Source organism: Drancourtella sp. An12 (assembly GCF_002160935.1).
GTDB classification, from domain to species: Bacteria; Bacillota; Clostridia; order Lachnospirales; family Lachnospiraceae; genus Sellimonas; species Sellimonas catena.
In genome coordinates this window covers 1-6415 of record NZ_NFLO01000037.1, presented here as the reverse complement: position 1 = coordinate 6415, position 6415 = coordinate 1, and the positions used below count along the sequence as shown (strand labels likewise).

5 protein-coding genes are annotated in these 6415 nt (G+C 37.7%); 4 read left to right on the top strand and 1 reads right to left on the bottom strand.

Translation table 11 applies throughout. From position 1 onward, the window contains the following. Window positions 1–255 precede the first annotated feature (255 nt). The gene (locus B5E64_RS17590) at window positions 256–1185 is read right to left on the bottom strand and encodes a helix-turn-helix domain-containing protein (RefSeq protein ID WP_087169722.1); all 930 of its coding nucleotides are present in this window, start codon (window positions 1183–1185) and stop codon (window positions 256–258) included. Between the two features lie 386 nt (window positions 1186–1571). Between B5E64_RS17590 and B5E64_RS17585 the strand changes: the two genes are divergently transcribed. From B5E64_RS17585 to B5E64_RS17570, 4 genes are all read left to right on the top strand, one after another. Continuing rightward, window positions 1572–2963, top strand: a complete 1392-nt coding sequence (locus tag B5E64_RS17585) for an ATP-binding protein (protein ID WP_162610228.1) — start codon at window positions 1572–1574, stop codon at window positions 2961–2963. A 176-nt stretch (window positions 2964–3139) separates the two neighbouring features. Beyond that, window positions 3140–3511: a hypothetical protein gene (locus tag B5E64_RS17580; RefSeq protein ID WP_140398898.1), complete on the top strand. Its 372-nt coding sequence runs from the start codon at window positions 3140–3142 to the stop codon at window positions 3509–3511. Between the two features lie 84 nt (window positions 3512–3595). Beyond that, window positions 3596–4708 (top strand): hypothetical protein, encoded by a 1113-nt coding sequence (locus B5E64_RS18570; RefSeq protein WP_242960301.1) that lies wholly within the window; start codon window positions 3596–3598, stop codon window positions 4706–4708. A gap of 417 nt (window positions 4709–5125) precedes the next feature. Further along, the gene (locus B5E64_RS17570; RefSeq protein WP_162610227.1) at window positions 5126–6076 is read left to right on the top strand and encodes an Rpn family recombination-promoting nuclease/putative transposase; all 951 of its coding nucleotides are present in this window, start codon (window positions 5126–5128) and stop codon (window positions 6074–6076) included. Window positions 6077–6415 lie beyond the last annotated feature (339 nt).

Here is a 6415-nt window from a genome sequence, read left to right as displayed (position 1 = left end):
TTTGGACACAATAAAGCAAACACGAAGATTTAGATCACTGATCTCGGAGACGAGATCGGTGACCTAAATCTCCGTGACAAGTGATCTATTTATCCGTGAACAATGATCTATTCACGCGTAATATACATTGGGATCATTGTATTGCTTTAAGAGGTGGCTCTCAACAGCGGATTCACCTTTTCATATGGGTGGCTCTATCATTCGGAATGGGCGGCTCTCTGCAACGAATTGCGTGGCTCCGAAGTCACGGAATACTCATGCATTTCTTGAAAAATCACCTTTTGAAACTATCATTTGAAATTTCTGTTCTGGGATCAGGATATCTTTGGCAAACTGATCCGCTGCATCCTCATCTTCTTTTGAAGTTCCATGCGGCTGATTAAGATGACCATTTAAAATATGTCCGATTTCATGAAATAGGCTGAACCAGAATTTGTCAGCAAATTTTCCACGGACGGTTAGACCCATCACGATTTTATTTCCGTCCTGAAGTGTAGCACCATGAAGAAAGGAGCCGCCAATATGTGGAAGAAAGATCAGGGCAATTCCACAGTTGGATAAAAGTTGTATCAGATTCGGAGCAAAAACTTCAGGTGCAAGAGTAGTCATAGCTCGTATAGTTGAGAGAGAATCTTTTAAGTATTTCAGATTGATCGGAGCAGTTTCGCGGGATCTTGCTTCACGCTTTGCCTGCTGAGCCCAGGCTAAAAGAGCGTAGTCACTTTTGGAAGTAGAAGACAGCCTTCTGCATGCGATTTTGTTGAGCTTTTCATCTTCAATAAGGGTAAGCTGAACCACTTCAAAAAACTTCCTGAGATAGATTACCTTTTCGGTTGATTTACGAGTATCTGGAATCCACCCGTTTTTAGCCATTTCCCGGTAGGGAAGCTTTCGGACAATCTCAATATCCTGTTCCATATGATTTTCCGCATTTGCTTTCAGTATCTTCTCGCGATAGATGATCTCCAGGTTGTTCCAGAACTTTGCTGGAACTCCTAAAACCAGTTCCAGACGCTCCGCGACATCAGGTGTCAAAGCAACCTCTCCGTGAATCAATTTGCTTACATGTTTTTCAGATAAATCCATACGAATTGCAAACTCTTTCTGGCTCATATCTCGATCTTCTAATTGTTCCTTAATGGTTGCCCCCGGTGGCGTGGCAATGTAAGTACGACTCTTTACCATGATAGTTTCCCCCTTTGAGTGCTGCGCATAGTTAGTTTAGTGATAATCTACGATTTCGATAATGTTTGCAATTTGCTTCCCGTGCTTTTTTCCGCCTGCGAAGCATCTGTGCAGATCTTTTCAAGTTTTTTAGTCCTGTATGTGATTTTCAATGAAATTGTCAGTTTTTCAAAAAGCTGTTTAAAATTAATTTACCTGGCAGGTAAATTGATTATAGTACTTGTTTTAATGAATGGTCAAGAGATAAAATGAACTTGACAGGTAAATTTGATTAGCGGCATGGATGATATTTTGTGGAGTATTTAATGAAGCTATGGTAAAATTTCTTTAGGACTACAATAGAACTGATGATCTCAGAGAATCATGGGGAAATGTATTATTACAAAATGAAGAAAAAGGAGCTGATAAATAAAATGGATGGAAAGCAGGCAGATCAGATCCTGGAAAAGGAAATCAAAACACTTATTGAAACACAGGCAGAAGGAGAGTATTGGGATTTTAAAAGAGAATGGTATTCTGATAATATAGATTTGCTTCATGATATTATCTGTATGGCAAATAGTATGGCAAACAGGGACTGCTATATTATTATTGGAGTTGAGGATCAAAGTTATCAAATAGTCGGTGTAAAAGAACAGAACCGGAAAAACCAGCAAAATATTATAAACTTACTTCATCAGAAGCCAAGATGGGCCGGCGGTTATATCCCTGAAGTGTATGTGAAAACGATAGAGATTTCAGAGTGTCAAATTGATGTTATTATAATCAAACAAAGTAACAACACGCCCTTTTACTTGACCGCAAGCTATCCAAGTCCGAAAGGAAAACTATCAGCAGGAGCAATTTATACGAGAAAAGGGGATACAAATACACCAAAAAATGAAACGGCAGATTTGTACGATACAGAACTATTGTGGAAACGGAGATTCGGCTTGTTATATAGTCCTTCTCAAAGAGCTATGTACTATCTGGAAGATATAGACAACTGGGAGTTTGTAGACCAAGAAAAGAGTAGAGAAGGGACAGAAAGTTATTCCTTCTTTTACTATAAACCGGATCCGGACTATACAATATATATTATCTATGGCAAAGAAGAACTGTCAAATGATGACTATGTGCCGCCTAAGGATGTCAATGACAAAAATGTAGCAGAATGTTATTTCTATATTTTTGCATTTTGCAATGTAAGTTATCATACAGATTTTTCTAATGATTTAGAGGTGGTCTTGTATTATAAAAATATTCCTTTGTTTTCTAGTTCGGTAGAATGTATTGATGAAGGCAGAACGAAGATTATTCCCCCGGCCTATTGGAACGATGCGTATTATATAAAGAATACGATGAAATTTTTATTTTTCAAGTTTGTGTTTAACAAGATGGGTGAAAATTTTTCTTCAGAAGCACAAGATATGCTTTTGCGAGTTATTCCTGTTTACAAATCAGAAGAAGAATATAGAGCATTCACAGATTATATCAAAGAAAAAGGATTCAGCCTAGAAAGAATTGGAGAAAAGAAAATATCTGGTGAGGCACTGGAACGCCTGAATTCGATAGAAATATTTGGATATCCATCATATGGGAAACCAGGAGAAATAGACTCTATATCAAGTATTTTAAGAACTCGAAAAGATATGGTGATAAATTTCGCCAATCCAGAAAATCCTTATTTTGCTAGAATTACAAAATATTTACAAAGGGGTAGAATGTTGGTTGAGTGGTTGGAAGAGTGGAGAAAAAATTGTGACAATGAATCTGTGGATTTTTTAGACTTAAAATAATAAAAAAGAAATTTATAAATTCATTTGTCCAAAGATATAGTAATATTTCGGTTTTGCGTTGTTGACTTTGAAAATGTATGTTAGACTAATCATTATAATTATTGAAGAAATGTTAAGGAGGGCGACATAGCGGTAGAGTTAGTTTTTTGAAGCCTTTCCTAAAACATGAAAAGGGAGTGAATATTATAAAACTAGAATATGTTGTTGATGGATTGGTTTGGGGAGTAATTGTAATTACAGTTTTGTGTCTGTCTGTCAAAATAAAGAAGAAATGGATAGATGATAATACAAGATTAAGAAAGCAGTCAATAGAAAAATTATATTCTATAAAATCTATGGGAGAAGGGTTGGAAAAGCTCTTAAATGCATTATATATTCCGAATGCCCTTTTTATCGTTCAACAGCTTGCAGAACAACGGAAGGGTATCATTCTCAATATAGTAGTTGCTGTTTGTATAGGTATGTTATTAATATTAGTCCATGCTAAAATTGCAAAATGTGAAAAATTGATCAGGAAAAAAGAAAATAGTCTAGGATATGTGAAGTAATATATGCGGATGAGATAAAGTTGTAGATGATATTAAAGAACATTATCAATTGGTAAAAGGAAAGATATTGTGGTGAGGAAAATAATGAGTGAAGAAGATCAAATGGATTTTTTGTACAAAAATATAAAAATGCAGGAAGACATTTTGGGAGCAGGTGTATCATTATCGCAATTTATAAAAGATCATGAGTTGTCGACGATAAAAGAAATTTCAAATCTTGTGTCTAATCCTACCATAACCGAAACACAGAAGGTGTTTAATAAATACGATGAAATGCTCAAACCATTACACATAGGAGCTCTTAGCGGAATTGGAGAAGCATTAGAAATTCGGACTAATGGGATGAAGAACTATGATTTTGCAGAATATAAGAGTTTAATAGGAAACATCAATGTGGCGGATGTAGATGCATACAGTATAAGCAAGGCAATTAGAACAGTTTATGGAATAGTGGATCCTTTAAAAGCATCAATAAATTTTTCAAAAATGGATGAGATTTCTGCAAGTGTTTCTGGTCTGTCATCGATTCTTCAGGATATTGGGAGTTCATCTCTTATTTCTAAAATCACAAAGAGTCAGACTACTATTACGAATTTGTCACAAGAATCGCTTCAGAATATAAATATGGAGTTACTTGGAGAAGTAGCAGATCGAGTTTTGCGAGAATCAGAGGAATGGGACCTTGAAACTGTATCAGAAGCCATTGCATCGGAATATGACAAGGAAAAATCAACAGATATATTTGCCAAGAAAGAGAAGCATAACAGTCAAATCATAGAAAAACATACAATCGACGCCAAAGAAGTGAGAGAATGGCTGAATACAATCATCAATATTATCATGCTTATTGTCACGCTTACATCAAATTCTCCAGCAACGACAGTAAACAATTATAATTGTACGCAGCAGGTTAATAATTATTATATAGTTGGAATGGGATATAATGCCCAAGAATTGAATGCGATAAGCTACAGAATCGTGAATAGAGATAGCGTTGTGCGTTTAAAACATGATTGTCATTCCTTGGTGATTGGAAAACTTGAAGAAGGGCAAATAGTCAGGATTATAGATAAATGTAAAAAATGGAGACAGATTGTCTGGGAAGACGAAGACGGAGAAGCATATTTAGGCTGGATTCAGAATTACAAATTAACAGAGTTTAAAATGCCTAGAAGAAATAAAAATATTAGAGACTAAGAAAAATAAACAGTATGAATCAAAACGAGGTGTCGAGAGGCACCTCAAATTATTTTGATATAATGATATTTTTAGATAATCGAGCAGAAAAGACTTAAAAGGGCTGAGTTATAAAAGAGATAAAATCAGAAAATATAAGAAAAAAGCATATTTTTCTTGCCTTTTCCATGCTTGTATGCTACCTTGTCCATATCTGAAAAGCATTCGCTTTTCCAGTTTCAACGGCATTCGCCGAAATTTTCAAACACTACTACATTTATATACGGCAGACACATTGGCCGGCAATCGGCTGGCTTCTTACATTTCTATATTCCTTTCTCAGGCAAACTACTTTTTCTAATGGAGAAAATGTGCTACACTTACAGCAGACAGAAACATCCTTTTCCAGCGGATGAGAAGCCGGGAAAGGATCGAATTATGAGAAAAATCAAAAGAAAAAGAAAGACACAAAATAAGAAAAGACAAACTGCCCGAAACGAAGATTTTATCATGAAGCCTTCCGTGGACTGGTGTTTCAAAGAGCTGATGAGAAATCCTAAGACGAGAAAGGGATTTATTGCAGTGCTTTTGCAGGTTAAGCCGGAAGAAATTGATGAAACGATCCTGTTGGAAAATGAGCTTCCCAAAGAAGCAGAAGAGGAAAAGCAGGGAATTCTGGATGTGCATGTATGCCTGGCTGATGGAGTGCAGATAGATATCGAAATGCAGGTGTTTTATGTGGAATACTGGGACGAACGCCTGCTATTTTACCTGAGCAAAATGTATGCAGGACAGATCAAAGCAGGGGAAAGCTATCGCATCCTGAAGAAGTGTATTCAGGTCAGCGTCCTGAATTTTGAACGATTTCCAGATGATGATTTTTGTTACCGGACGGTCCATTTCTGGGATGAAATGGCAGGGAAGAAGTATACAGATAAGCTGGAGATTCAGATCCTGGAGCTTCCGAAACTTCAGAAAAAGGCCAGCGGACCGGAAGATGTGATGGAGTGGATGCGTTTCTTTCGAGGGCAGAATAAAGAGGAGCTGAAAGAAGTGGCAAAGGGAAATGAATATCTGGAAGGAGCATACGAAGATTTAGTGAAGATGAGCCTGGATGAGAAGAAGCGTTTACAGTATGAGGCCAGGGAGAAAGCGATCCTTGACTATAGGTCCAACATGGAGGGAGCCGAGAAAAGAGGCTTTCAGCGGGGCGTGAAGCGTGGAATCACACAGGGGATTGAGCGTGGCATGACACAGGGAGAGCAGTCTACACTGATTCGTCTCTACCGGAAGAACCGTCTGACGTTGGAAGAAGCGGCAGAAGAGGCGAAAATGACGGTGGAAGAGTTCCGGAAGCTTGCAGAATTGGAAGAACATTCTATGGAATAAGGTGTGGGAAAAAGAGGTTGAAAGAGTTCATGCATTGAATCACGGAGAATGAAGCGGTTCATACGATGATGACGGCTCTCCTTACATTTCATCAGGCAGCCTTCTATTGGCTGCTGATTTTACCTTGGGGAAAGGCATTTCCCCAAGTGAGCTGTTGATCATGCCATGATTCAGTGGTCAGGAAAAATTCATTTCCGCCGTCCGTTTGACGACCTTGGCAACTGTGTTACGGGATACTCCGCAGCTATGTGCGATGTTCCGTTTACTGAATCCTAAGCTTTTCTGGCGAAGGATTTCTCGATATTTGGTTGTAATAGTGGACTCTGGTTTCTTGTCTTT